23 protein-coding genes and 2 tRNA genes are annotated in these 24,364 nt (G+C 65.0%); 14 read left to right on the top strand and 11 right to left on the bottom strand.

The window, feature by feature from the left end:
• Positions 1-36: 36 nt before the first annotated feature.
• Positions 37-128 (bottom strand) — tRNA-Ser (locus tag HCA61_RS16840).
• Positions 129-204: 76 nt separating this feature from the next.
• Positions 205-915, bottom strand: a complete 711-nt coding sequence (locus HCA61_RS16835; RefSeq protein WP_169689302.1) for a dienelactone hydrolase family protein — start codon at positions 913-915, stop codon at positions 205-207.
• A gap of 62 nt (positions 916-977) precedes the next feature.
• Between HCA61_RS16835 and hisC the strand changes: the two genes are divergently transcribed.
• Both hisC and HCA61_RS16825 read left to right on the top strand, forming a co-directional pair.
• Positions 978-2,057: a histidinol-phosphate transaminase gene (gene hisC, locus HCA61_RS16830; protein ID WP_169689301.1), complete on the top strand. Its 1,080-nt coding sequence runs from the start codon at positions 978-980 to the stop codon at positions 2,055-2,057.
• Between the two features lie 98 nt (positions 2,058-2,155).
• Complete coding sequence (locus HCA61_RS16825; RefSeq protein WP_169689300.1) at positions 2,156-3,841, top strand: bifunctional UDP-sugar hydrolase/5'-nucleotidase; 1,686 nt, start codon at positions 2,156-2,158, stop codon at positions 3,839-3,841.
• Between the two features lie 20 nt (positions 3,842-3,861).
• Here HCA61_RS16825 and HCA61_RS16820 read toward each other — a convergent pair whose 3' ends face one another.
• From HCA61_RS16820 to HCA61_RS16810, 3 genes are all read right to left on the bottom strand, one after another.
• Entirely contained in the window at positions 3,862-4,833 is a 972-nt protein-coding gene (locus HCA61_RS16820; RefSeq protein WP_169689299.1) for an alpha/beta hydrolase family protein, read from the bottom strand.
• A 146-nt stretch (positions 4,834-4,979) separates the two neighbouring features.
• Positions 4,980-5,630, bottom strand: coding sequence for a response regulator transcription factor (locus tag HCA61_RS16815; RefSeq protein WP_169689369.1), 651 nt, complete (start codon positions 5,628-5,630; stop codon positions 4,980-4,982).
• A gap of 5 nt (positions 5,631-5,635) precedes the next feature.
• A complete protein-coding gene (locus tag HCA61_RS16810; RefSeq protein WP_346777577.1) occupies positions 5,636-6,970 on the bottom strand; it encodes a sensor histidine kinase in 1,335 nt (444 codons plus the stop codon).
• Between the two features lie 133 nt (positions 6,971-7,103).
• Here HCA61_RS16810 and HCA61_RS16805 point away from each other — a divergent pair, with 133 nt between their 5' ends.
• The 6 genes from HCA61_RS16805 (at position 7,104) to HCA61_RS16780 (ending at position 12,035) form a co-directional block, all read left to right on the top strand.
• Positions 7,104-7,991, top strand: coding sequence for an ABC transporter ATP-binding protein (locus tag HCA61_RS16805; protein WP_169689297.1), 888 nt, complete (start codon positions 7,104-7,106; stop codon positions 7,989-7,991).
• Positions 7,988-9,535 (top strand): hypothetical protein, encoded by a 1,548-nt coding sequence (locus tag HCA61_RS16800; protein WP_169689296.1) that lies wholly within the window; start codon positions 7,988-7,990, stop codon positions 9,533-9,535. Before HCA61_RS16805 ends, HCA61_RS16800 begins: the two co-directional genes overlap by 4 nt.
• Positions 9,522-10,166 (top strand): hypothetical protein, encoded by a 645-nt coding sequence (locus HCA61_RS16795; RefSeq protein ID WP_169689295.1) that lies wholly within the window; start codon positions 9,522-9,524, stop codon positions 10,164-10,166. The genes HCA61_RS16800 and HCA61_RS16795 overlap by 14 nt, the downstream gene beginning before the upstream one ends.
• Before the next feature lie 281 nt (positions 10,167-10,447).
• A complete protein-coding gene (locus HCA61_RS16790) occupies positions 10,448-11,056 on the top strand; it encodes a helix-turn-helix domain-containing protein (RefSeq protein WP_169689294.1) in 609 nt (202 codons plus the stop codon).
• Complete coding sequence (locus HCA61_RS16785) at positions 11,056-11,670, top strand: RES domain-containing protein (RefSeq protein ID WP_169689293.1); 615 nt, start codon at positions 11,056-11,058, stop codon at positions 11,668-11,670. The genes HCA61_RS16790 and HCA61_RS16785 overlap by 1 nt, the downstream gene beginning before the upstream one ends.
• A 227-nt stretch (positions 11,671-11,897) precedes the next feature.
• Positions 11,898-12,035, top strand: a complete 138-nt coding sequence (locus tag HCA61_RS16780) for a hypothetical protein (protein WP_169689292.1) — start codon at positions 11,898-11,900, stop codon at positions 12,033-12,035.
• 1,314 nt (positions 12,036-13,349) lie between these two features.
• Here the strand turns inward: HCA61_RS16780 and HCA61_RS16775 are convergent.
• The 5 genes from HCA61_RS16775 to HCA61_RS16755 all read right to left on the bottom strand — a co-directional run bounded on the left by HCA61_RS16775 (position 13,350) and on the right by HCA61_RS16755 (position 16,147).
• Complete coding sequence (locus tag HCA61_RS16775) at positions 13,350-13,970, bottom strand: RES family NAD+ phosphorylase (RefSeq protein WP_169689291.1); 621 nt, start codon at positions 13,968-13,970, stop codon at positions 13,350-13,352.
• Positions 13,967-14,500: a hypothetical protein gene (locus HCA61_RS16770; RefSeq protein ID WP_169689290.1), complete on the bottom strand. Its 534-nt coding sequence runs from the start codon at positions 14,498-14,500 to the stop codon at positions 13,967-13,969. The genes HCA61_RS16775 and HCA61_RS16770 overlap by 4 nt, the downstream gene beginning before the upstream one ends.
• A gap of 295 nt (positions 14,501-14,795) precedes the next feature.
• Positions 14,796-15,437 carry a Fic family protein gene (locus HCA61_RS16765; protein ID WP_169689289.1) on the bottom strand — a complete coding sequence of 214 codons (642 nt, stop codon included), beginning with the start codon at positions 15,435-15,437 and terminating at the stop codon, positions 14,796-14,798.
• Between the two features lie 127 nt (positions 15,438-15,564).
• Positions 15,565-15,649: transfer RNA gene (locus HCA61_RS16760), tRNA-Ser, on the bottom strand.
• 27 nt (positions 15,650-15,676) lie between these two features.
• The gene (locus tag HCA61_RS16755; RefSeq protein ID WP_346777576.1) at positions 15,677-16,147 is read right to left on the bottom strand and encodes a MarR family transcriptional regulator; all 471 of its coding nucleotides are present in this window, start codon (positions 16,145-16,147) and stop codon (positions 15,677-15,679) included.
• 111 nt (positions 16,148-16,258) lie between these two features.
• Between HCA61_RS16755 and HCA61_RS16750 the strand changes: the two genes are divergently transcribed.
• On the top strand, positions 16,259-17,245 hold the full coding sequence (locus HCA61_RS16750) for an NAD(P)H-quinone oxidoreductase (protein WP_169689288.1): 987 nt from the start codon (positions 16,259-16,261) through the stop codon (positions 17,243-17,245).
• A 14-nt stretch (positions 17,246-17,259) separates the two neighbouring features.
• Here HCA61_RS16750 and HCA61_RS16745 read toward each other — a convergent pair whose 3' ends face one another.
• Positions 17,260-18,459: a cysteine desulfurase-like protein gene (locus HCA61_RS16745; RefSeq protein ID WP_169689287.1), complete on the bottom strand. Its 1,200-nt coding sequence runs from the start codon at positions 18,457-18,459 to the stop codon at positions 17,260-17,262.
• 154 nt (positions 18,460-18,613) lie between these two features.
• Here HCA61_RS16745 and HCA61_RS16740 point away from each other — a divergent pair, with 154 nt between their 5' ends.
• The 5 genes from HCA61_RS16740 to nhaA all read left to right on the top strand — a co-directional run bounded on the left by HCA61_RS16740 (position 18,614) and on the right by nhaA (position 24,354).
• Positions 18,614-19,192, top strand: coding sequence for a bacterial proteasome activator family protein (locus HCA61_RS16740; protein ID WP_169689286.1), 579 nt, complete (start codon positions 18,614-18,616; stop codon positions 19,190-19,192).
• Between the two features lie 59 nt (positions 19,193-19,251).
• Positions 19,252-20,109, top strand: a complete 858-nt coding sequence (locus HCA61_RS16735; protein ID WP_169689367.1) for an ABC transporter ATP-binding protein — start codon at positions 19,252-19,254, stop codon at positions 20,107-20,109.
• Positions 20,102-20,992, top strand: a complete 891-nt coding sequence (locus tag HCA61_RS16730; RefSeq protein WP_346777575.1) for a glycosyltransferase family 2 protein — start codon at positions 20,102-20,104, stop codon at positions 20,990-20,992. The genes HCA61_RS16735 and HCA61_RS16730 overlap by 8 nt, the downstream gene beginning before the upstream one ends.
• Before the next feature lie 97 nt (positions 20,993-21,089).
• Positions 21,090-22,874 (top strand): long-chain fatty acid--CoA ligase, encoded by a 1,785-nt coding sequence (locus HCA61_RS16725; RefSeq protein WP_169689285.1) that lies wholly within the window; start codon positions 21,090-21,092, stop codon positions 22,872-22,874.
• Between the two features lie 187 nt (positions 22,875-23,061).
• Positions 23,062-24,354 carry a Na+/H+ antiporter NhaA gene (nhaA, locus tag HCA61_RS16720; RefSeq protein ID WP_169689284.1) on the top strand — a complete coding sequence of 431 codons (1,293 nt, stop codon included), beginning with the start codon at positions 23,062-23,064 and terminating at the stop codon, positions 24,352-24,354.
• Positions 24,355-24,364 lie beyond the last annotated feature (10 nt).

Raw genomic sequence — 24,364 nt, 5'->3', positions numbered from 1 at the left:
TTCAGTTTTTCTATCGACGGTGACGCTACACCATCGTGGCGGAGGCGAGAGGATTTGAACCTCCGGTCCCCTGTAAGGGGGACAACTCATTAGCAGTGAGTCCCATTCGGCCGCTCTGGCACGCCTCCTTGCGGGGTTTCGATTCTCTCGAACCGCCGGGGCAAAACATTACACAACCACTCCACAGAAAAGCAAAACGCCTGATCAGCGGAGGTTACTGTCGAACCAGTCGAAGATTCTGCGCCTCGCGTCGACGATCGCGGCCTCGCGCGGATCCTCGTCCGGATCGACGCCGGAATGCACGACCGGAGGCTCGTCGGGACGGTGCTCGAGACCCTCATAGCTCACCACGAGCGTCGGCGCATCCGATTTGCTCGCGGATTCACTGAGTTGCTCGACCTCACCGCCGGGAGTGTTCGGGTCGTCGGTGCCGTACAGGCCGAGCCACGGCGCGCGCAGCGACCTCACCAGATCGACGAGTGGCGGGACGACGGGACGCAACGACTCGACGATGCCCGGCGCTGCGACACTGACGACTGCACCGACCGGCCGCGTGGTGCCGACCCACATCGCTGCGGTCCCTGCCTCGTCGAAGCCGAGGAGGCCGACCATGTCCATCCGGATGCCGACATCGGTGATCCACGCGAAGGTGGCGTCAGCATTGACGCGGGCCGCCTCTGCGAACAGGGCGGCCTCGTCGGAACCCGGACCTCGGCTGTGGAGGTCGGGTGCCACGATCAACCAGCGTTCGTCGGCGAGCGCCTGCATGAAGTCGAGGAGTTCCGGCGAGAACACGCGCGCGCGATGCAGCAGCACGATGCAGCCCCGGGGGGTCACGTCCGGACGAACGACGGTGAGCGGCAACTCACCCGCGTCCCCTGCCAACGGTGCAGCATCCTTGCTGATTTCCGGCATGGTGTCCACGATGACACGACCATCCGAGTCGCGCATGCAAACTTCGGGAGCATAATCGGCTGGTGACTCCGCGTACCCGCCCCGATCTTGCCTCGATTCCTGCCTACGTTCCCGGGCGCACCGTCCCGAACGCGGTGAAGCTCGCCAGCAACGAGACGACCCTGGGTCCGCTCCCCAGTGTTCTCGACGCGATCCTGCAGGCAGCGGCCACTGTCAACCGGTATCCCGACAATGGCTCCGCCGAGCTCATCGCTGCACTGGCGGCACGTCTCGACATGTCGGCAGACCGTATCGCTGTGGGATGCGGATCGGTGAGCCTGTGCCAGGAACTCGTGCAGATCACCTGCAACGACGGCGACGAAGTCATCTACTCGTGGCGGTCGTTCGAGGCCTACCCCGTGGTCTGTGCGGTCGCGGGCGCCACTGCGGTGCCGGTGCCGAACACCCCCGACCACGGCCACGACCTGAAGGCCATGCTCGCGGCGATCACCGACCGCACGCGGCTGATCTTCGTGTGCAATCCGAACAACCCGACGGGCTCGTGCCTCGGGAAGGACGAATTGGAACAGTTCCTCGACGCCGTCCCGTCCCACATCGTCGTGGCCCTCGACGAAGCGTATTTCGAGTACATGCGCGCCGCCCCCGGCGAGGATCTCCCGGACGGAATCTCGCTCGCTGCGGGGCGCCGCAACGTCGTGGTGTTGCGGACCTTCTCGAAGGCCTACGGTCTGGCCGGCCTCCGGGTCGGCTACGCCGTCGCCGATCCGGAAATCATCGTCGCGATGAGCAAGGTCCACACGACCTTCTCCGTGAACTCACTCGCCCAGAGAGCCGCGATCGCATCGCTCGAGGCAGCGGGCGAATTGCTCGCACGCACCGAAGGTGTCCTCTCCGAACGGGAACGCGTGCGCGCTGCTCTGATCGAGGCCGGCTACGTGGTACCGCCCAGCGAGGCGAACTTCGTATGGCTTCCGCTCGGCGAGAGATCGGCGGCGTTCTCGGCTGCTGCCGCTGAGGCCGGTGTGATCCTGCGCAACTTCACAGGGGAAGGCGTCCGGATCTCGATCGGCGATCCACACGAGAACGACCTGTTCGTGGCCTATGCGACCGGTGCGGGCCGGGAACTCGCGGGCGTCGCCTGACCTTGGCGAGACCCAACCGTTATCGCTGGGTATCGGACGCGTTATTCGCCGCTGTCAGACTCGATCGGTCGAAATGACCGGCGAGTACGGAGGAACGGATGGGCGGACGCGCTGCACTGCGACGCGCGCTGTCCATCGTCGCAGCGCTCTCCGCCGTGACCGCTGCCGCAATCGGACATGCGGGAGCGCTACCCCCCGACGCGGTGCCGCTGCGTCTGATCACCTTCGGTGACCTCCACGGCAACCTGCTGCCGCCGCAAGGCCCGCAGAGCGAAGTGGTTCGCTCGGACGGCCAGTCGGTACCCGCGGGCGGCGCCGCCTATCTCGCCTCATACGTCGACCAGCTCCGTGGACAGGCCGACGATTCGGTGCTGTATGCAGTGGGCGACTCCTGGGGTTCGTCGCCGATCGAATCGGCGATGTTTCACGACGAACCGACAATCGAATTCCTCAACGATCTCGATGTCACGGCCGCAGCTCTCGGCAACCACGAGTTCGACAACGGGTTCACGGAGCTGCAACGACTACGCGACGGTGGATGTCACCCGGAAGACGGCTGCCGGTTCAGCGAGTCCTACGACGGCGCGGACTTCCCCTTCCTCGGCGCCAACGTCACGACCGCCGACGGCACGCCGGCTGCACTGCCCTTCGATGTCAGCTATGTAGACGGAATTCCTGTTGCTGCAATAGGGGTCCTGCCCCGCAACACTCCCGAATACATTCGCAGCGATTCGATCGAGAATCTGCATTTCGGCGACGAGATCGAAGCGGTGAACCGCACTGCCGACACTCTCGACGCACTCGGGATCCGTTCCATCATCCTGTTGTACAAGGGCGATATCGCCGCGGGCAGCGACGCCGATCCGTGCAGCCTCGACAACGGACGCGCCAAGGAGGTCACCACCACCGTCTCGTCGCATGTCGATCTCATCGTCACCTCCGACGGCGAGGGACAGTTCAACTGCAGCTATCCCGACCCCTCCGGACAGCAACGCACGGTGCTGCAGGGCGCCTCACGAGGGCGGATCCTCTCTGTCGCAGACATCATGATCGACCGGGCCACCCGCGACGTCGTGCGCGACCGGACAGTCGCGTTCAACCAGGTGATCACCCACGACATCACGCCCGATCCGCGCACCGAGAATTTCGTTGCCGAGGTTGCCGACAGATCGTCCGACACGGCCGCCCAGAAAGTCGGGCACATCGCAGCGGACATCACCCGCGACCGCTCGCCCAGCGGTGAATCGTCACTCGGAAACCTCGTCGCAGACGCCCAACTCGCAGCGACCGCGCCCCTCGGAGCGCAGATCGCCTTGACCAACCCCGGCGGACTCCGCGGCGACCTGTACTTCGACGACGACGGCGCCGTCACCTACGGCGAGGCGTATGGGGTTCAGCCGTTCGGAAATCTCCTCCAGGTCCTCGAAATGACCGGCGCTCAGCTCACCGCGGTTCTCGAACAGCAGTTCCAGACAGATATCACCGGCGCTGCGCTCGAGCGGATCCTGGCGCCGTCGCACAATCTGCACTACACCCTCGACAGGTCGGCTCCCTCGGGACAGCGAGTCCGCGACATCACTGTCTCAGGTGCGCCCCTCGACCTCGAAGCCATCTATTCCGTTGCCGTCAACGACTACCTCGCCGGTGGCAGCGACGGATTCTCTGTCTTCACCGAAGCCCGGTCGCGCGTCGGGGCAGGCGAGGAACTCACGGCTCTGACAACGTTCCTGTCGAACCCCACCCCGAGCCGGCCCCCTTCCCGCGACCGCATACACCTCTTCTGACCTACGCGGACGCCTCGACGTCAGAGCCCGAGCGCATCCTCGAGCGTGGGCCATGCCGTCTTGATGTCGTCTTCCCAGTACGCCCACGAGTGCGTGCCCCACGGTCGATACACAACGGTCGCAGGAATGTGCAGCTCGCGGAGCCTGCGGTCGAAGGTGAGGGTGCAGATGAACGCACCCATCTCGAGGGGGACGCCCGTCGACATCGGCTCGTTCGCCACCGCGAAGTCGTGCGGACCCAGCAGTCCGTTGCCGGTGCTGATGAACACCTCCTTGCCGCGCAACTGATCAGCGTGGACGTACGGGTCGTGTGCAGCCCAATCCGGGTCGTCCGGCGGACCCCACATGTTGTCGGGGTTTCCACCCTTGTAGACGACCGTGGCGCGCACCGAGTTTCGGGTCGAGTCCTGCTGGGTGTCGAGGCAGCCACTCAACGCCGCCACTCCCTCGTACAGATCCGGATTGCGGGTGATCAGCATCATCGCTGCGGTCGCGCCCATCGACAGCCCGGCAACCGCGTTGGTTCCGTTGCCGTTGAACCGCGCGTCGATGATCGGCGGGAGTTCTTCGGTGAGGAACGTTTCCCACCGGTTGACCCCGAGGATCGGGTCCGGTCGCTGCCAGTCGGTGTAGTAACTGCCCGTCCCACCCACGGGGAGCACCACATTCACGTTCTTGTCCGCAACGAAGTCGACGATGTCGGTCTCCTTCGTCCAGGTGCTCTCGCGGTACTCGCTTTCTTCACCCGCGCCGACACCATCGAGGAGATACAGCGTCGGGCGCGGTCCGTCCCACGCCGGGTGCAGCACCTGGACCTGGACGACCGTCCCCATCGAAGGCGAAAACACGAACAGTGCCGTGCGACTGTCGGTGATGCGCTCGGTGTGATCGATCACCGCAGCCTGTGGAGATGGCTGAGCGTGCCCGACGGCAGGTCCGGACAGTGGTAACAACAGCGCCACAGCTAAGGCGGCGATCGACCTCTTGTGCATACAGCTCCTCGTCCCCCGACGACCGGAGTTCGATCTCAACCCGTCCGGCATCTCCGGGTCAAGCCAACTGGAAGCGACCCTAGTTGTCGGCGCCGCACATCGTGCGAATTCAGCCCATCTCGGACGATTCGGGCGTAAAAGGCGTCTCAGTCGAGCTCGTTCCGACGCAGATACGCGAGCACAGCCAGCACCCGACGATTCGTGTCGTCGGTGGGTGGCAGCACCAGTTTGTTGAAAATGTTACCGACATGCTTGCCCACGGCCGACTCCGTGATGAACAACTGAGCGGCGATAGCAGCGTTCGAATGTCCCTCGGCAATCAAGGCGAGCACCTCGCGCTCGCGCGGCGACAACTGTGCCAACGGATCCCGCCGGCGCCGGAACAATTGCTGGACGACCAAGGGATCGATCACCGTGCCACCGGAAACCACCTGGCGCAGCGTGGAAACGAACTCCTCGACATCGACCACGCGATCTTTGAGCAGATAACCGACGCGCCCGCCGTCTGCCCCCAGAAGTTCGTCGGCGTAACTCAATTCGACGTACTGGCTCAGCGCGACCACGGCGAGCTCCGGGTAGGTCCGTCGCAATTCCACTGCCGCGCGCAACCCCTCGTCGGTGAACCCCGGCGGCATCCGCACATCGGTCACGACCAGGTCCGGACGGTGCTCGGCGACAGCCGTTTCCAATGCCACGGCGTCCGGGACCGACGCGACGACCTCGAACCCGAATCGCTCGAGCATCGCGGCAAGACTTTCGCGCAGCAGTGCGCCGTCCTCGGCGAGGACCACTCGCACAGCAGTCAGTTCTCGATCCACGGCAACTCCACTCGGACGACGGTGGGCCCGCCGGGCGGGCTGGACAGCAGCATTCTGCCGTCGACCGCAGCGACCCGGTCGGCCAGGCCCGTCAGACCGCTCCCCCGTTTCGGATCCGCACCGCCGCAGCCGTCGTCCACGACCTCGACGACCAGCAGATCCCCGGCCCGCCGGACGGTCACGTCGACTGCCGTCGCACCCGCGTGTTTGGCGATGTTGTTGAGCGCTTCGACCACCACGAAATAGGCTGCAACCTCGATGTCCGGCGACGGGCGCGGCGAGATCTCCGCGGTGACGGAGACCGGGACCGCGAAGTCCTCGGCCAACTCACGTAGGGCATCGGGTAGGCCGCGGTCGGTGAGCACCCTGGGGTGGATTCCCCGGATGAGTTGCCGCAGTTCCGCCATCAGGTCCTTGGCCTGGTCATGTGCCAGCGACACACTTTTCGCGGCGGCGGAATCCGGAGGGAGGTCGAGCTTGGCCATGCCCAACTGCAGAGTGAGATTGACGAGCAACGACTGCGCGCCGTCGTGCAGGTCGCGCTCGATCCTGCGGCGTTCCGCCTCGAACGCATCGACCAGCCGGGCCCGAGACCGGGACACCTCGACAAGTCGAGCGCGAAGCGCGTCGGGGTCATCGCCGCACAGTAACGACCGGGCGAGTGCACCGTGCAGTCCCGCACACAGGGCAATCACATACGGGATCGTCGGAAGCAGAAGCAGACCAGCGATCGCATAAGGAAGAGCTTGATCGACCGACGTGATCTGGCTGAAGCCGAGCGCGACCGCCTCGTCACCGTCACCTACAACCAAGGGACTGGCCACCATCACGACGATGAGTCCGGTGATCACCGCGGCCAGGAACAACAATGCGGGAATCAACGTGAGCAGCAGGACTGCGTAGCCGAGTTCTCTCCACGTCGCGGCCTCGGTGTAGCGGGTGCGCACCCAGGGCCACAGGCCCGCGGCGGGAGGAGCGCGGTGCGCCGAGAGCGCCCGATCGCTGCTCACCAGACGCAGCCGCATACGTTCCAGAGTCGCCAGCGGTATCGCCACCAACGGGCCGAGCCCGAACACCAGCACCACGCCGAGAACACCGAGGAACAACACCCTGCCGAGCGGTTGCGGATACATGCCGTCGCCCGCCCACACGATCAGGATCAACCACGGGACGCAGAACGCTGCGAACGGCAGCGCCACCGCGCATGCCACCGGGACGGTGGTCAGCAGATAGCCGAGCGAGCGCCACAACCACCCTGTCAGCAGGAAGCGTCGCCGTGTGATCGCGGTGAGCACCGTGGTCGGTTCAGCAGAGGACACTCGAATGAGCCTATCGACGCAGCCGCTGTTTCGGGATGAGGTGAGGTGTAGCCGGAGGGTGGTGCTGACACCACCTCCGATCCGCCGCGTGGCCCCAGTGACCGCACCACCGACGAAATGGTCGGCTGTAGTCATGCAACTGGAGCTGAACAACGTCACCAAAACCTATCGAGGTAAACAGGCCGTCACCGACGTCAGCATGCGGATCGGACCGGGGGTTCTCGGCCTCCTCGGACCCAACGGAGCCGGCAAGTCGTCGCTGATGCGCATTCTCTCGACGATCACTCGGCCGACTTCCGGGACGGTCACGTGGAACGGCACCGACATCGTCGCTCGGCCTGAACCGCTCCGACGCGTCCTCGGCTACCTCCCACAGGATTTCGGTGTCTATCCGAATCTCAGTGCCGGCGAGTTCCTCCGGTATCTCGCCGCGGTCAAGGGTTTGAGCACGCGATCTACCAAGGAGCGGGTCGACGAACTGCTCGAACTGGTCAACCTCACCGACACCGGATCGCGACCGGTGGGCAAGTTCTCCGGCGGCATGCGCCAGCGCGTCGGAATCGCACAGGCGCTTCTGGGCGACCCTGAACTTCTCGTCGTCGACGAACCGACGGTCGGGCTGGACCCCGAAGAACGCATGCGGTTCCGCAACTTGCTCGGGGATCTGGCGTCCGAACGGATCGTCATCCTGTCCACCCACATCGTGTCGGACATCGAAGCGATCGCCGACGACATCGCAATCCTCACCGCCGGCGAACTGCGTCGGCGCGGCACCCCCGAGGAACTGCTCCGTTCAGCGGACGGCCTGGTGTGGGAAGCGATCGTCCCCATCGATGCCGTTGCCGACGTCCGGCAGCGAGCGACGATCACCCGCACCGTCCGAACATCACGCGGCGTGCGGGTTCGTGCGGTCGCGCACATGCCTCCGGTGGAGGGGGCTCGCCCTGTCGAACCCGACCTCGAAGACGCGTATGTCAGTGCGGTACATACTCCGATCACCGCTGCCGGGGTGACCCGATGACAAGCGCCGTTGCTGCCGTCGCGGCAGCAGATTTCCGCGACCGTGCCCGGCGTCCCGCGTTCCTGGTCACGGTGCTCGGCGCCATCGCGCTCGGGTATGTTGCCATCCCGCCCGCTTCCGCCACCTACGCGATGGTGAAGGTCGGGTCGTTCCGGGGAATGTACGACAGCGCGTATATCGGCATGATGCTCGCCATGATCGGCAGCCTGTGGCTGCCACTGTTCGGGTTCTACGTCGTCCGCAGCAGCATCGCGCGCGACATCTCCACCGGCGTAGGAGAAACGCTTGCCGCATCCCCGCTGCGCACTCCGATGTATCTGCTGGGAAAGTACCTCAGCAACCTGATGGTGCTGGCAGCGATGGCTGCCGCACTCGCCTTCATCGCACCCGTGATGCAGCTCCTCCGCGGGGAATCCACGAGCCTCGACATGACTGCACTCTGGCTTCCGATCGTGTTGTTCTGTCTTCCGGTCCTGACGGTGGCCGCAGCAGCAGCTGTGGTGTTCGAGACGATCCCGATCCTGCGCGGTGGTGCGGGAAACATACTGTGGTTCTTCGTCTATCCGTCGATGTTCCTCGCCGGGATTCCGCTGATCTACGGCACGATCACCGCAGGGTTCCAGACCGACCTGGCCGCCGAGCACCCCGGCATGGACGACGAGATCTCGATCGGTCTCACCGCGGAACCCGGTGCGCTCGGGCAGTTCACGTGGTCCGGAATGGACTTCGATGCGACTCTCGTCGCAGCCGGTGTGGGATTGATTGCGGTATCGACGCTCGTCGCGGTCGTGCCGTCGTTCTGGTTCACTCGGTTCGATCCGTCAAGGCTGCAGATTTCCCTCTCGACGATTTCCACCCAGACGCCCTCGGAAACACCGGAATCGACGGCTACACAGGCATTCTCACGAACCGTACGAGGACTGTCCCCGGTCGAGCGTGGGCACGCGTTCCTGGGGCTGTTGATCGGCGAAGTGCGTATCCATCTCGGCAGCGTGTCGCGGTGGTGGTGGCTCACACTCGCGATAGTGACGGTCGCAGCCCTCGCGGTTCCCGCTGATCGCATCGGCACCGCCCTGCTCTTCGCGTGGTTGCTGCCGGTGCTGCTGTGGTCGCGTCTCGGCACACTCACCTACGAACAGGGCGTCGACCCCCTTGTGGAGTGCGGTGTCTCGCCGCGCATCCGTCTCATCGCCGAGTGGGGGGCAGGTGTGCTCATTGCGGCCGTCGCCGGTGTGGGCCCGCTCGTGAAGATGCTCCTTGCACTGGACTGGACCGGCGTAACTGCGTGGGTTGCGGGCGCCACGTTGATCCCCGCTCTTGCACTGCTGATCGGGTCGATCGGACGCGGTGCACGCCTATTCCAAGCGGTCTACCTGGTGATCTGGTACGCCGTGCTCAACGGAGTCGCCGCCGTCGACGTCATGGGTGCGCTCCGCACCGACGGGTCGCTCAGTGGCCCTTCTCCACTGTTCTCACTCGGCATCAGCGCAGTGTTGGTCGCCGCTTCCTTACTCGTTCTGGAGGTTCGTCATGCCCGTCGTTGAAAACCTGGCCCGGAAGCCCCTTCTGTCTGCCGGGATTGCAGCACTGACACTCTCGACGCTTGCACTCACCGGATGCACCGCCGGTTCGACGAGTCAGGAGCAGCGGACCGACACCTACAACGGCACGATCACCTCCGTCACACTCGATCTCGATGATGCGGGTGCGAAGCAACTCGGTGTCACCACCGCGTCGCTGAGCGCACAGGTGATCGGCTCCGACCGTGACGACATCGAGGTCCGGCGCGCCCTCGAGTTCACCGACGGCGACAAGCCCGATGAGACGATCGACACCGATTCGTCCGGCCTGACGATCAGCGCGCGGTGCCCCGACAGGTTCGCCGTGGGTAGCCCCACCTGCGTCGCCCGCTACGAGATCTCCGTCCCCTACGGCACTGTGATCCAAGGAAATTCGAAGTTCGGAGATCTGACGGTGACCGACACCCGTGCCGCCGTCGACCTGAATTCCCGCTACGGTGACGTCGCGTTGGTCGTAGGCCCGGGCAGTTACGCGGTCGACGCCGTGTCTGCGGCGGGACCAGCCACAGTCGAGATACCGCAGGACCCAAGCGGAATCCCGATACGGATGCGATCCGGAGACGGTGCCGTCACCGCCACAACGCAAGTCGGATGACCTTGGACTTTCGTGAGAGTGCATCTGAAAACTCCGGGTCGGAGTCAAGCAGAACGGACAAGCCGACGTTACGTCGTGACGATCACACGAGAATACCCAACCAGCGTGTGCTTCGGGAGGGCTGAGCGGCCTGGCGGATTGGTATCCGGTGGGCACCGCGTAGAGAGAGGGCATTTGCGCAGGTCCGCTCCTGCGATGAGCCCCGTGTGAGGCCTGTGGGCGCAGTGGACGCACATCCCGCATATCCCGCGTATGCTGGTGGTGGATCAGGAGGTGAGTCCATGACGACACGACCAGAGGTGATGTCGACAGCGACGCAGGCGCGGGTGTCGAAGACCCTCGACGATGTGGCCGCCGAGTTCGAAACGTTGCTCGGCAAGGATGCTCCGGCGTTGCGTGCGATCCGGCACCTAGCCGCCAGCTTTCCGACCTCGAGTGCTGATGCCGCGACCGAGACCGACGGCGTGGAGGACGACTGGGGACCGGCCATGTCCGCTGAAGAGGCCGCCGAGCTCGAACAGGCCAACCTCGCGCTCCAAGTGGAGCAGCGGCGCGAGCAGCTGAATGTGTCGTTCTCTCGGGTTCAGGCAGCCGACATGCTCGGGATCTCTCCACAGACGGTGTCGGAGTGGGTGGCCCAGCACCGCCTCGTCGGGTTGAAGGACGGGCGCGAGTGGCGTTTCCCCGCATGGCAGTTCACCCCGGACAACTCGGAGCCGGTCCTGCCGAATCTGCGTCGGCTCGTCGATGCCTTCCCGGGCGGAGTGGTGAGCCTGTCGCGGTGGATGAGCCGGCCGAACGACAATTTCGCCGGCCGCACGCCCGCGCAGGAGATGGTCTGTGACAGTGACCATGTGTTCGCGATCGTCGAGACACTGGCAGCCGCCTGATGGCCAAGCCTCTCGAGGCACCGGCGCGGCCGTTGCCCGCCGCCGATCACCGGTGGGCATGGACGCCGGCCGACGGAACGGCAGCACCGTGGTACGGGATCTATCACCGCGATCGGTTCACCCCGAACGGGGCGACGTTCCGGTCGTTCGGGCCGCTCGCCCAGTTCGATCACCACAGCGCGTCTTTCGCGGCGCCGGCGGTCGACGCTGACGGGCGGTCGGTGATCTACCTGGCGGTCGATCTCGCGACATCCGCGTGTGAGGCGTTCGGCGAGGCCGGGGTCGCGCCACTGTGCTCGAACTGGCGCGTTGCCCGGTTGCGTCCGCTGCGCGAGATCGACACCTACAACCTGGATCAGCCGGGCGCGGCGATGGCGATCGGTGCGCTGCCCGCGCTCGCATCCGGCAACGAGAACCGCGAGCTGACCCAGCAGTGGGCCCGCGCGATATATGAGGATCAGCCTGCCACGGCGAAGGTCGAGGGAACCCACTACCGGTCCGCGTACCGCGGCGGTCGGGGGCGCCGGTTGCTTCTGAAGGCATTGCAGGGGACCGGCATTCCGGTCACGCCGGTTCCGGATGCGGACTGCGTCAAGTGCCGCAATTCGTTGTAGGACAGAACATTACGAGTTGGATGCGATGTGCGCAGTGGCTGGCATAGTCACCACCCCCTATAGGGACGTGTCATAACCACTGTTCAAATAGGGTGTTCTGTCGATTCGGTTGCTTTCCACTGTCAGGTCCGTCTCGATCAGCACTATCCCTATAACCCCTATGGGGCTATAGGTGTCGCTGCGATGTGCCGTCCGTGCAGAGGTGATGGCCGCCGGCGCATGAATTCGTGGGTGATGACCTCGGTCTCGTAATCCTCGAGGCGGTCGAGGAGCTGGTCGAGCTCGGCGATGGTGAGTTCGACGGTGCCCAGTTCGGCGATCTCCGCAAGGCCGGCCTCGGTGGCGAGGTCGCTGCGGGCGCGTAGGTCGGCAAGGAGGTGGTCGAGGCTGGGGTGTCGTCGCTGGCCACGGCCTCGAGAATAGAGCCATGAACTGGAATTGGAGGGCTACGCGCCACACGGCGGCCGTGTCGAAGCGAAAAGAAGAACCCGCACCCTGCCGGAGAGGACAGAGTGCGGGTTCCGTGTGGTTGATGACGTGGCGGCAGAGGCACTCTCGTCGCGCGGGCCTCGTAGCTAGTCGCAGTAGTCGCATACTCCCCCGTAAGGACAGTTGCATCCCGCAGCTGCAGTAGCCGGCTTCCCGCCGAGCGTCACGCGAGGAGCCATCGCGATGACGGAGGGCGTTCTCCGGATGCCCCACGTACCAGGTGCCCTTCCGGGAGCTGGGTGCACGCACAGGACCGCTACCTGCAACGCGAACGATCTCCTCCTCGCTCGTGAATCCATTCGTGTACCCGTAGTGGATGTGCAAGTCCGGCCCGCCATCGCGCCGACTCGCAACCATGTATGACGTACTGGCAGAAACAGCGTGATAGCTGAGAATCCCAACAGCCGACGTGATGTCGCGAATGAACTCGTGATTGATAGTCGGGATGTCCGCTTTCGCAAGTGCTGAGACGAGCGAATCGGAAGTCTCGTGAGCTGAGGTCATCGTTGTCCCCGATCTGTTGGGCTAGGCCATGGTGTCGTGCAAGCGGTCGAGGAAGCTCTCGGCGGAACGAAGTGCCCAGCAGCCCGCACAGCCCCAAACAGACTTATCAAAGCCAGATCGACTGCTCTACTACCGCGAAAGTCGAGCCAGTTCGAACACACCCGCTCCAGCTCACTCTGCGGTATCGGACGAGACTGGACTACGGAATCACCCGATCCGGCGATCGTAACTTTCAGCTCGTTGGCGGACACCGGGTTGATGACGGATCCGCAGACAACCCTCCGCGGTCCGACGCTATCTACCGGGACCGAGACGGACGCAAAGAGTGCCCACCCGATCATTGTCAGCATCATGACTACCAGCAACGCGCAGGTCGAGCCGAACAAAATCGCATATCTACTGCGATGACGCCGTCTCCACCAGATATAAGTGAGCGTCGATCCTGCCCCTAAATACACCAGCCATGCCCACCAGTCGAGGTGCCCGAGCATATAGGCGAACAAGAAGGTCACGACCCAGAAGGCGGCGGTCAGCCACTTGGTACGTGATTTCGTGCCTTGTCTGTTCCTGAGCGCCACCGGCTCATTCTCTCCGACCTCCCCTGGCAACACTCGTCATCAGACACTCACGGTCGTTCGACTTCCCATTCATGTTGATGATGCGGAGAGTGCTACACCCGGGCCGTATCAGCTCGTCGGCGGCGAGACGATTCGCACCGACCTCGGCGCGCCGGCGACAGTGAAGCCGCACCGCCGGGCTGCCGCGATGAACGGCTCCGGGCTCGAATCCTCCGGCCACGCAGCTTCACCCGCGTCGTTGAACAGGGCGACGGCGTTCGGGTTCGGCCCGGTGGTGAACCGGGTCTGGTAACGCAGCCCGCCGAAGCTGACGGCCTCGAACGCGCAAGCCCACTCCTGCGGCACCGCGTACGGCGTCATGGACGCCAGCTCCCGGGTGAGACCGAAGTCCGCGGCCCGCTCCGCGCAGGTGTCGGCGACGCGGTGGTCGTGCTGCACGGCCAGGGTCGAGAGCTGCCGGGTAGCGGCGAAGGTGTCGGTGATGATCCCGGTGGTGGCCAGTGCCTCGCCGACGGTCTCCCGGATCGCGGTGACCTCGTCGAACGCGACGTAACAGGTGCCTCGCGGCGGCGTCAGGTCGAACCGGCCACCGCCCGAAGAAGAGAACCACCACGGACCGTTGGCCGCGCTGTGGCCACGGATGAGCTTCTGTGATGTGGTGACCTCGCAGCCGGGGAAATCCTTCAGCGGCAGGGCCGGTGGACGCAGAGCAACGGAGTCCCGTGTCACTGGCGCCACCGCTCGGCATCAGCGCTGGCCAGCGCCAGTGCGGTGTCGACGGGATGGCCGTCGGTGACCCATTCGACCGCGGTGCGGTCGCCGAGACCGGGCTGCCGGCTGCGTAGCCAGACCGCGCAGGTCCACAGGTCGGCGGCCTCGCGAAGGATCTTCCACAGGGTGATCAGGTGCGGGTGCACGGTCCCCTCGGCGGTGAACTGCCAGGTGGGATAGACCCACGGGCCGTCGTCGGCGAGCCGGCAGGCGATCACGGTACCCGCGGCCACAGCCTTGTTGACCGCTTGGCGGCTGATGCCCCACCACCGGGTCAGGCCGCCGGTGTCGTAGAACGGACCCACGAGCAGGTCGTAGACGTGGGCAGTGGGCAGACCCGCGGCCATCGAGGCAGCGATGGCCTCGACGTCGTCGAAGACCTCGGCCGGGACGCCGGCCTCGCGTGCGTCCCGGAACGTGGCGTGGACGCGGCGGGTGAGGAGGTCCATGAGCTCGCGTTCCTTTGCGGCCAGGGTGGGGGTATCCATACGAAGCCTCCTAAAAGGTCAACTGCGTCAATCACATTGTCCTCTTAATCGTCAACCACGTCAACGAGACCTGGACGGCTGGTTGTTCCGGCCTGGCCCGAGGCCGGCTCCGCCAGAGGCAGAGCGCGAGTTCTGTGGTCGGTGGTGACGCCGGGTCGGTTCTCGGATCCCCAGAACCTGACGCCCAGATCACGCAGGAAGTCCGTGACGGAGAATCGTTCCGGGAGCGACCCGAGACCACCGAGCGGATCGTCACGGAGAGCAACGGCGCGGTGGCGATCCTTTCTCACATCGGTCAGCGCGGAAGCGTGGTGAGTCCGCGGTCGCGCAGCAGGCCCTTCACCGGGGTGTGCTCGTCGTGGATGTACGCCTTGGCGAGCAGATCGTTGAAGGTATCGGCCAGCTGCGGATCCTGCTCGTCGACGGGAATGACCAGCAACACGCCGTGGCCGATGAGCAGACTGTTTGCAGCGAACAACGCGGTCCGTTTGTTCCCGTCCTCGAACGGCTGTGCCTTGGCGAGCTCCACGAACAGATCCAGCGCGTTCTCAGTGACGTCATCGCTGGCCAGCGAGTCGATCAATCGCTGCAGATCGTTCTCGGTCAGCGCGGGCGGTGTGTGCCGGCCGTAGCGGGTTCCGACGCCGATCTGCTGGTCGTCGGTGCGTAGCCGCCCGGGATGCAGGGCACCGCTGCGGGTGATTTGCTCATTGATCGCACGGACGTAACCGGCGTCGACCGGCTGATCGTGGCGGTCGATGATGAACTGCGCGACGTCCCGGAGGTCCTCGAGCAGCGCAAGGTCGGCGCGGGAGGAGATTCCGGCCAGGCTTCCCGAGCGCAGAAAGTTCTCGGTGTCGAGGCGGCCGGTAGCGAGGCCGTCGAACACCTTTCCCGAGGTGTAGACGGCGCCGGCCAGGTCGGCGACGGTGATCATGGGTGACAGCGCTCCTTATCTATGATCAGCGCAGAGCGTAGGCAAAGCCGTCGGCTGGCACCTGACAATCCAGAGAAAAACGGCCCCTACCAGGCAATATGCGCTGGACAGGGGCCGTTCTCATCGGCGGAAGCGGAGGGATTTGAACCCCCGGTCGCTCTCACGACGCTCGCTTTCAAGGCGAGTGCATTCGGCCGCTCTGCCACGCTTCCGTGCCAAATCCTAACTGCATCCCCGAACTACTTTTCAGCGAGGGCCCCGTCCACGCGCGCAAAAATCCGGGCAAGGGTCTTCAACTCGCTCTTGCTCAGCAGATCGATGAGGTTGGTACGCACGTCATCGACGTGGGTGGGAGCAGCCTCCGCGAGGCGACGACGACCTTCATCGGTGACGGTGGCCAGCACGCCGCGACCGTCGTCGGGGCACGAACTCCGCACGACCATTCCGTCGGTCTCCATACGCCGGATCTGATGGGTGAGGCGACTGCGGGACGACAGCACACCGTCGGCGAGTTCACTCATACGCAGGGACCCCTCGGGAGCTTCGGTCAGCATGACGAGGATCCGGTATTCGGCAAGAGACAACCCGTGCTGGTCATGCAGGTTCCGATTGAGCACTTCCATCAACCGGCTATTGCCGTCCATATACCGTCGCCAGGCGTTCTGCTCCTCCGCGGTCAGCCAGTTCGGTGTGTCATGTTCGCCGGTCACGCGGGAAGTGTAATCACGTGCCTACCCGAGAAGTTACCGCCAGGTACTCCGTGGAGAGCATGTTCGCGAGTCATTGCCCTATCTCGAGCCCGTCACGATAACGTCGTCGACATGCACGCAATCGTCGCCACCGAACCCGGTGGGCCCGAGGTTCTCCAGTGGATCGAACAGCCGGACCCGGAGCTCGGTCCCGGCCAGGTTCTTCTCGATGTCGCCGCCACCGCGGTCAACCGAGCCGACCTGCTGCAGCGTCGGGGTCTGTATCCGCCCCCGCCCGGGGCCAGCGAGATCCTCGGACTCGAATGTTCCGGTGTGGTCGCCGAGCTGGGCGAGGGTGTCTCCGGGTGGAAGATCGGCGATCGCGTCTGCGCGCTGCTCACCGGCGGCGGGTACGCGGAACAGGTTGTGGTTCCCGCCTCGCAGCTACTTCCGGTACCTGCCGGCATGGACCTCGCTGCGGCAGCATCTCTGCCCGAGGTCGCGTGCACGGTGTGGTCGAACGTCGTCATGAGCGCCGGCCTGACCCGCGGAGATGTCCTGCTCGTGCACGGCGGCGGCGGCGGTATCGGTACGCATGCCATCCAGGTCGGTAAGGCCCTCGGCGCAACGGTGGCCGTCACGGCGTCCGCAGGCAAACTCGATCGCTGCCGTGAACTCGGTGCAGACCTGGCGATCGACTACCGTGCCCAGGATTTCGTCGCCGAAGTGAAGAAGGCCTACGGCGGCGCGAACGTGGTGCTCGACAACATGGGCGCGGCGTACCTGTCGCGCAATATCGACGTCCTCGCCCCCGACGGCACGCTCGTGGTGATCGGGATGCAGGGCGGCACCAAGGGCGAATTGAATCTCGGCAAGCTCCTCGCCAAGCGTGGACACGTCGTTGCAACAGGGTTGCGCGGCCGGCCCGATACCGGGAAATCGGGCAAGAGCGCGATCGTCGCAGCCGTCCGTGAACATCTCTGGCCGCTGGTTGCCGAAGGCAAGGTCCAACCCGTCGTGCACGCCGAGCTCCCCATCGCGGAAGCCGCCAAGGCCCACGAACTTCTCGACTCCCCGGAAACAGTGGGCAAGGTGGTGCTCGAGATCGACCGCAGGTGAGCTCAGAGGTGAGCTCAGAGATTGCGGAGTTCGCGGACGAGCTGGTCGATCTCGAACGCCGTGGTGTAGGGCGCGAGGCCGACGCTGACAGCGCCGCCCTCGTCGCTCACACCCAGTGAGTCGAGCAACCGGCTCGTCCCGCGAGTGCTCGCGACCGTCGCGATGCGGCGATCCGCCAGGTGCGCAGCCACCTTGTCCGCGGGCACACCGTCGATCGTGAAGCTGATCGTGGGTACCCGACTCGACGCACGTCCGAGCACAACGACACCGGTGAGGCTGTCGAGCTGGCGCAGCAGCCGTTCGAAGAGTTTGTCCTGGTAGTGCTGCATCGAGCTGATGGAAATCTCGAGCCGTTCCCGTCGGGTCCCGGTGGCTTCGTCGTCGAGCGAGGACAGAAAATCGATCGACGTGGTGACACCCGCGAGCAGCGCGTACTGATGGCCCCCGACTTCGAGCCGTTCCGGCCCTCGGGCCTGCGGGTCGAGTGACATCGCCGGGACCCGGTCGAGGTGCGCAGCGTCGGCGAAGACCAGCGCGCCGATCTGTGGCCCGCCCCACGCGGCAGCGTCGACGGTGACGATGTCGGCGCCGAGATCGGCCATGTCGAGGTGGGCGTACGGTGCGGCACCTGCGGCGTCGACGACCATGAGGCCCCCCACGTCGTGGACCAGGTCGGCCACCACCCGGACATCGGGCGCCGAGCCGACGATCGACGAGGCCGCCGACAAAGCGACCAGACGCGTCGTCGGGGTGATCAGTTCCTCGTACTGCCAGGCCGGCATGTCACAGGTCTCGATGTCGACCTCGGCCCAACGCACCTGCGCGCCGTAACGGCTCGCCACCCGCAGCCATGGCGCCACGTTCGCCTCATCATCGAGACGCGAAAGCACCATGCCGGTACCGAGCCCGAGTCTCGGGCTCAGCGATTCGGCCAGCCACGCGAGCAACACGGCGCGACTCGGTCCGAGGACCACTGCGGCAGGATCTCCGCCCACGACGTCGGCGATGGCGGTGCGCGCCGCGTCGAGAATCCCTGCGCTGCGACGGTTCGAGACATGCCGGCCCGCCGCCGATCCTGCAGCGTTCCGGAACGCTGTCGAGACGGTGCGCGACACCGCGTCAGGGATCTGCATGCCTGCCTGCGGATCGAGGTGGATCCAACCGTCGCCGAGCGAGGGGATCAACCCCCGAATCCGGGCAACGTCGTAAGCCATGGCAGACACTCTAAATCTTGGAGTCAACCGGCGGTTGTTCGCGCCCCGGGCAACGCTCGACCGGTCGGTACGCTCGAACGGGGAAATCGCGGACATTCCACGCACAGATCGGGCCGATGCCCCAGCGCTCGGCCGGAAAGGCCAGAATTGACCCATGACGCATCCCGAGAATGACGATGTTCTGGTGATCGGCCCGGACGGACAGCCCGTCCGTATTCCCCGTGGCGAAGCGGGGCAGCCCGAGGTGCCGGGATCGCAAGAAGCGTCCGCGGACGAGGCCGGTTCCGGCGAGACCCTCGCCGACATGGTCGAGCAACCCGCGAAGGTCATGCGTATCGGCACCATGATCAAACAACTGCTCGAAGAGGTGAAGTCCGCGCCCCTCGACGACGCGAGCCGAGCACGGCTCAAGGAGATCCACCACTCCTCGATCCAGGAACTCGAGAAAGGTCTCGCGCCCGATCTACGCGACGAGCTCGAGCGGCTCGCGCTGCCGTTCAGCGAAGACTCCGTGCCGTCCGACGCCGAACTCCGCATCGCCCAGGCCCAGCTCGTCGGATGGTTGGAAGGCTTGTTCCACGGCATCCAGACCGCTCTGTTCGCTCAGCAGATGGCGGCCCGCGCGCAGCTCGAACAGATGCGCCAGGGCGCGCTGCCGCCCGGATTGAACATCCAGGCCGGGCCGGACGACCAGCAAGGTCACGGTCACACGGGCACCGGCCAGTACCTGTAGGCGTCGGGCATCAGACACGGACCGGTAGGCTCGAAACTCGTGTCAGCGTCTGGAGCAGCATCGTGAGCCGAGTCAGCATCGAAACCCGAAACGCATGCGTCGACTTTCCGATCTTCGACGCCAAAACTCGGTCGTTGAAGAAGGCGTTCCTGGGCAAGGCCGGCGGCTCGATCGGCCGCAACGCCTCCGACGTCGTCGTCGTCGAAGCGCTCCGCGACATCACCATGTCGTTGAAAGAAGGCGACCGGGTCGGTCTCGTCGGCCACAACGGAGCTGGAAAGTCGACGCTGCTGCGCCTGTTGTCGGGCATCTACGAGCCGACGCGCGGCGCGGCGCGGGTGCGCGGACGTGTCGCGCCGGTATTCGACCTCGGTGTGGGCATGGACCCCGAGATCTCCGGTTACGAGAACATCCTCATCCGCGGCATGTTCCTCGGCATGAGCCGCAAGCAGATGCTGGCAAAGGTCGACGAGATTGCCGAGTTCACCGAGCTCGGCGACTATCTGTCGATGCCGCTGCGCACCTATTCGACGGGCATGCGCGTGCGTGTCGCGCTGGGTGTGGTCACCAGCATCGACCCGGAGATCTTGCTCCTCGACGAAGGCATCGGCGCAGTCGACGCCGAGTTCATGAAGAAGGCTCGCGTCCGGTTGCAGGAACTGGTGGCGCGCTCGGGGATTCTCGTCTTCGCGAGCCACTCCAACGAGTTCCTCGCACAGTTGTGCGACCGGGCCATGTGGATCGATCATGGCCGGATTCGACAGGAAGGCGGCATCGAAGACGTGGTGCGTGCCTACGAGGGCGACGACGCGGGCGACCACGTGCGCACTGTCCTCGAAGAACTCGAACGTGAACGCACCGCCGCCGGATCGGCTTCCGTCGTCGATGCGGATCCGATGGGCGGCAACGGTGCCTGACGAACGCATCATCGGCGTCGTCGTCACCCATCGGCGCCGCGAGCTTCTGGCCGAGTCGCTGAAGGTGCTGGCTGCGCAGACGCGCCCCCTCGATCATCTCGTCGTGGTGGACAACGCGGACGAAGACGAGGTGCGTGTGCTCGTCGACGCGGTCGAGATTCCCACGACCTATCTCGGGTCGAAGCACAATCTGGGGGGAGCCGGCGGCTTCGCGCTCGGCATTCTGTACGCGCTGTCATTGGGGGCCGACCGGGTGTGGCTCGCCGACGACGACGGTCGGCCTGAGGGTGATGAGGTTCTCGCGACGCTGCTCGACTGCGCGGAGCGCAACGGGCTGGCCGAGGTCTCCCCTGTCGTCTGCGACATCGCCGAGCCGGACCGGCTGGCGTTCCCGCTTCGCCGCGGCGTGGTGTGGCGACGGTGGCGTCATGAACTCGGCGACGAAGACCTGCTGCCGGGTATCGCGTCGCTGTTCAACGGCGCATTGTTCACCGCGGATGCGATCGACGCTGTGGGCGTCCCCGACCTGCGGCTGTTCGTGCGCGGCGACGAGGTGGAGGTCCACCGACGGCTGGTACGTTCGGGGCTTCCTTTCGGGACGTGCCTGCAGACTGCCTACCTGCATCCTGATGGCGCCGACGAATTCAAGCCGATCCTCGGCGGACGGATGCACACCCAGTTCCCCGACAACGATGTCAAACGCTTCTTCACATACCGCAACCGCGGCTATCTGCTGTCACAACCCGGTCTGCGACGACTGCTGCCGCAGGAGTGGGTGCGGTTCGGCTGGTACTTCCTGGTGACCCGCCGTGACCCGGCCGGTTTGCGTGAGTGGGTGCGGCTACGCAAGTTGGGACGCGAGGAGAAGTTCGAGCGTCCCTGAGGGTGGATCCGTAGCGCCCCAGCCATTCACACCAATCCGCCCACGAACGTGTGCAGTCCCCTTTACACTTTTCGCACCATTCTTCCCTGGAGCGATCATGACAACTCGAGACAGTGCACCGTCCACCCTCTGCCATGCTTTCCAGTCCACCGCCGCGGCGTACCCCGACAGCGTCGCGCTGCGCACACCGGACGATTCTGTCCGGTACACATGGAGCCAGTACGCCGACCGCGTCGAGAGGCTCGCCGCCGGACTCGCCGGGCTCGGTGTTCGGCACGGCGACACTGTCGGTCTGATGCTCACCAACCGCCCGGAGTTCCACCTTCTCGACACTGCAGCATTCCATCTGGGCGCGACCCCCTTCTCGATCTACAATTCGCTCACCGCCGAACAGATCTCGCACGTGCTCGGTAATGCAGGCAACCGTGTGATGATCTGCGAAGAGCAGTTCGTCCCAGTATTGACGGAAGCGATCGGCACCACGAAGGTCGAGCACCTGGTGTGCATCGACGCAAAGCCCGAGGGAACGCTGTCGCTCGACGATCTGGAGGCTGCCGCCGATGCAGAATTCGACTTCGAGGCGGCGTGGAAGGCCGTGCAACCGTCGGACCTGCTCACTCTCATCTACACGTCCGGCACCACAGGACCCCCGAAGGGTGTCGAACTGACCCATGCGAATCTGCTCGCCGAATTGAAAGCGACCACCACGTTCCTGCCCACCGGTGTCGCCGACCGGATCGTGTCGTATCTGCCGGATGCACACATCGCGAACCGGTGGGGTTCGCACTACTCGAGCATCTATGGCGGTATGCAGATCACGACACTCGACGACCTCAAACAGGCGATCGCGGTGTTGCCGAGTGTCCGCCCAACGCTGTTCGGCGCTGTGCCGCAGGTCTGGTACAAGCTCAAGGCCGCGATCGACAAGACACTCGCCGAGGAATCCAGCCCGGTCAAGAAGAAGCTCGCGTTGTGGGCAATCGATGTCGGCCGCACGCGTGCGCGGCTGCAGTCCGACGGCAAGCCCGTCCCGAGGACGCTCGAATTGCAGCATGGTCTCGCCGACAAGCTGGTGCTGTCGAAGATCCGACAGAAGCTCGGACTCGACGAGGTTCGCGCCGCCGTCACCGGCGCCGCCGCGATCTCGCCCGAGGTTCTCGAATTCGTACTGGCGCTGGGCATCCCGTGCTCCGAGGTGTGGGGTATGTCGGAGACGTCGTGCGTGGTGACCATGAACCGGCCCGGCGCCATTCGTATCGGAACGGTCGGCCGAGCGGTCCCCGGCGTGGAGATCAAGACCGCCGAGGACGGCGAACTCCTCGTCAGAGGCCCTCTGCTCATGAAGGGGTACCGCAACGATCCGGAGAAGACCGCCGACGCGATCGATTCCGAGGGATGGCTGCATACCGGCGACATCGCAGAGATCGACGACGACGGCTACGTTCGACTCATCGACCGCAAGAAAGAACTCATCGTCAACGCCGCGGGAAAGAACATGTCGCCCGCCAACATCGAAGGTGTTCTCCGCGCAGCGTGCCCGATGCTCGGAGGGGCCGTCGCCATCGGCAACGACAGGCCGTTCAACGTCGCATTGCTCGCACTCGACCCCGACGCACTCGCAGCATTCGCACAGGAGCACGGATTGTCCGGCACCCACGAGGAACTTGCCGACGATCCCGTCGTCCTCGATGCGATAGAGAAAGCAGTGCAGGTGGCGAATTCGAAGCTGTCGCGGGTCGAGCAGATCAAGAAGTACACGGTCTTGCCGACCATCTGGGAACCATCGGGTGACGAACTGACCCCCACGATGAAACTCAAGCGCAAGCCGATCGACGCCAAGTACGCCGAGCAGATTGCGAGCCTCTACGACAGCACGCCGTAGGTTCTTCTCGGCCGATCATTCTCGGCGTCGGACACTCCCGTACCGCACCGGTGGCCGCCGGTGCGGTACGGTTACGTGCGGTGTGCCGGGAAGTCTGGTCGGCGAGTGTTTTCTGCTGTCGAACCGGAGGTGTCATGATTCCGTCGTGCCATCGCAACGATTCCTTGTCCGTATCCGGAGGCGTGTGATGCCCGGAATCTTCTCGTCACTTCCCTTGCTGTCACGCGGTTCCTCGGAAGAGTCACGTCGCGTCACGGACATACTGCGCAAGGAGACGGTCGGCGGCGCCCTGCTGTTGCTTGCTGCGCTCGCGGCGCTGATCTGGGCGAACTCCCCTTGGTCGGATTCGTATCACGCGCTGCGCGACACCACGTTCGGTCCGGAGTCGTTGCATCTCCATCTGTCGCTGGGCACGTGGGCCGCCGACGGACTGCTGGCAATCTTCTTCTTCATCGTCGGTGTCGAACTCAAACGCGAATTCGTCGAGGGTGATCTGCGCGATCTCCGACGCGCGGCGATGCCCATCGTCGCGGCAGTCGGCGGGATGATGGCCCCGGCATTGATCTTCGTTGCGATCAACCTGCAGGGTGGTGCCGCAGCACTGAACGGCTGGGCGGTGCCGACCGCCACCGACATCGCATTCGCCGTGGCCGTTCTCGCGGTGATCGGGTCGCATCTGCCCACAGCGTTGCGGACTTTCCTGCTTACCCTCGCGGTGGTCGACGACCTGCTCGCAGTGACGGTGATCGCCGTGTTCTACACCGACGAACTGAACCTGCTGTATCTGGGTGGTGCCCTGATTCCGCTGGCCGCCTTCGGTTTCGCGATGCAACGCGGAGTGACTGCGTGGTGGGTACTGGTGCCCTTGGGTGTCATCACGTGGTGGCTCGTCCACCAGTCCGGGGTGCACGCCACCATCGCCGGTGTGCTGCTCGGCTTCCTCGTTCCCGTGTCGCGGCACGTGAACGGCAAGAAGATCGCGGTCGCCGAACATGTCGAACACCGGGTCCGCCCGCTGTCTGCGGGAATCGCCGTGCCGATTTTCGCGTTCTTCGCCGCTGGCGTCACTGTGGGAGGCCTTTCGGGCCTGACCTCCACGATCACCGATCCCGTCTCCGTGGGAGTGACGACAGGCCTTGTCGTCGGCAAGGTCATCGGGATTTTCGGAACCACCTATCTGATGGCGAAATTCACCCGAGCGCGCCTCGACGACGATGTGCGCTGGGTCGACGTCTTCGGTGTGGCGCTACTCGGCGGCATCGGATTCACGGTCTCCCTGCTGATCGGCGATCTTGCGTTCGGCGCGGGATCGGTCGAGGCAGATCACGCCAAGGTCGCTGTGCTGTGTGGATCGGTACTGAGCGCTGTTCTGGCTTCGATCGTCCTCACCATCCGTAACCGTGCGTACCGGCGCATCGCCGAGCACGATCGGGTCGACGACGACGGCCATGTAATCCCCGACGTCCAACAGGGACGATGATCACCTTCCG

Source organism: Rhodococcus sp. HNM0563, assembly GCF_012726195.1.
In the GTDB taxonomy this organism is placed as follows: domain Bacteria; phylum Actinomycetota; class Actinomycetes; order Mycobacteriales; family Mycobacteriaceae; genus Rhodococcus.
Note: the sequence above shows the minus strand (reverse complement) of the source record. Positions and strands in the feature narration are given on the sequence as shown.

Bases quoted from the DNA above. Each gene is read 5' to 3' on its own strand.
- HCA61_RS16835 (WP_169689302.1), bottom strand. From the start codon at position 915: ATGCCGGAAATCAGCAAGGATGCTGCACCGTTGGCAGGGGACGCGGGT.
- HCA61_RS16825 (WP_169689300.1), top strand. From the start codon at position 2,156: ATGGGCGGACGCGCTGCACTGCGACGCGCGCTGTCCATCGTCGCAGCG.
- HCA61_RS16820 (WP_169689299.1), bottom strand. From the start codon at position 4,833: ATGCACAAGAGGTCGATCGCCGCCTTAGCTGTGGCGCTGTTGTTACCA.
- HCA61_RS16805 (WP_169689297.1), top strand. From the start codon at position 7,104: ATGCAACTGGAGCTGAACAACGTCACCAAAACCTATCGAGGTAAACAG.
- HCA61_RS16800 (WP_169689296.1), top strand. From the start codon at position 7,988: ATGACAAGCGCCGTTGCTGCCGTCGCGGCAGCAGATTTCCGCGACCGT.
- HCA61_RS16795 (WP_169689295.1), top strand. From the start codon at position 9,522: ATGCCCGTCGTTGAAAACCTGGCCCGGAAGCCCCTTCTGTCTGCCGGG.
- HCA61_RS16790 (WP_169689294.1), top strand. From the start codon at position 10,448: ATGACGACACGACCAGAGGTGATGTCGACAGCGACGCAGGCGCGGGTG.
- HCA61_RS16785 (WP_169689293.1), top strand. From the start codon at position 11,056: ATGGCCAAGCCTCTCGAGGCACCGGCGCGGCCGTTGCCCGCCGCCGAT.
- HCA61_RS16770 (WP_169689290.1), bottom strand. From the start codon at position 14,500: ATGGATACCCCCACCCTGGCCGCAAAGGAACGCGAGCTCATGGACCTC.
- HCA61_RS16765 (WP_169689289.1), bottom strand. From the start codon at position 15,437: ATGATCACCGTCGCCGACCTGGCCGGCGCCGTCTACACCTCGGGAAAG.
- HCA61_RS16750 (WP_169689288.1), top strand. From the start codon at position 16,259: ATGCACGCAATCGTCGCCACCGAACCCGGTGGGCCCGAGGTTCTCCAG.
- HCA61_RS16745 (WP_169689287.1), bottom strand. From the start codon at position 18,459: ATGGCTTACGACGTTGCCCGGATTCGGGGGTTGATCCCCTCGCTCGGC.
- HCA61_RS16740 (WP_169689286.1), top strand. From the start codon at position 18,614: ATGACGCATCCCGAGAATGACGATGTTCTGGTGATCGGCCCGGACGGA.
- HCA61_RS16725 (WP_169689285.1), top strand. From the start codon at position 21,090: ATGACAACTCGAGACAGTGCACCGTCCACCCTCTGCCATGCTTTCCAG.
- nhaA (WP_169689284.1), top strand. From the start codon at position 23,062: ATGCCCGGAATCTTCTCGTCACTTCCCTTGCTGTCACGCGGTTCCTCG.